Genomic DNA, 575 nt, shown 5'->3' with positions numbered 1-575 from the left:
ACCGAGTCTGAATAGGGCGAATTAGTATCATGACGTAGACCCGAAACCATGTGACCTACCCATGAGCAGGTTGAAGGTGCGGTAAGACGCACTGGAGGACCGAACCAGGGCACGTTGAAAAGTGCTTGGATGACTTGTGGGTAGCGGAGAAATTCCAAACGAACTTGGAGATAGCTGGTTCTCTCCGAAATAGCTTTAGGGCTAGCGTCGACATTAGAGATTCTTGGAGGTAGAGCACTGTTTGGGTGAGGGGTCCATCCCGGATTACCAATCTCAGATAAACTCCGAATGCCAAAGAATTATGGTCGGCAGTCAGACTGCGAGTGCTAAGATCCGTAGTCGAAAGGGAAACAGCCCAGACCACCAGCTAAGGTCCCAAAATAATTGTTAAGTGGAAAAGGATGTGGGGTTGCACAGACAACTAGGATGTTAGCTTAGAAGCAGCTATTCATTCAAAGAGTGCGTAATAGCTCACTAGTCGAGTGACCCTGCGCCGAAAATGTACCGGGGCTAAAACAATTTACCGAAGCTGTGGATACCTTTATAGGTATGGTAGGAGAGCGTTCTATGTGTGA

At 48.0% G+C, this 575-nt stretch carries 1 rRNA gene (running past one end of the window); it reads left to right on the top strand.

The features are described 5' to 3' along the window. Positions 1 to 575, top strand: a 23S ribosomal RNA gene (locus HT696_RS10220) (its annotated part continues 1,563 nt past the right edge of the window); the annotation flags it as partial.

It is taken from the genome of Streptococcus sp. 9903 (assembly GCF_013276625.1).
In the GTDB taxonomy this organism is placed as follows: Bacteria; Bacillota; Bacilli; order Lactobacillales; family Streptococcaceae; genus Streptococcus.
Note: the sequence above shows the minus strand (reverse complement) of the source record. Positions and strands in the feature narration are given on the sequence as shown.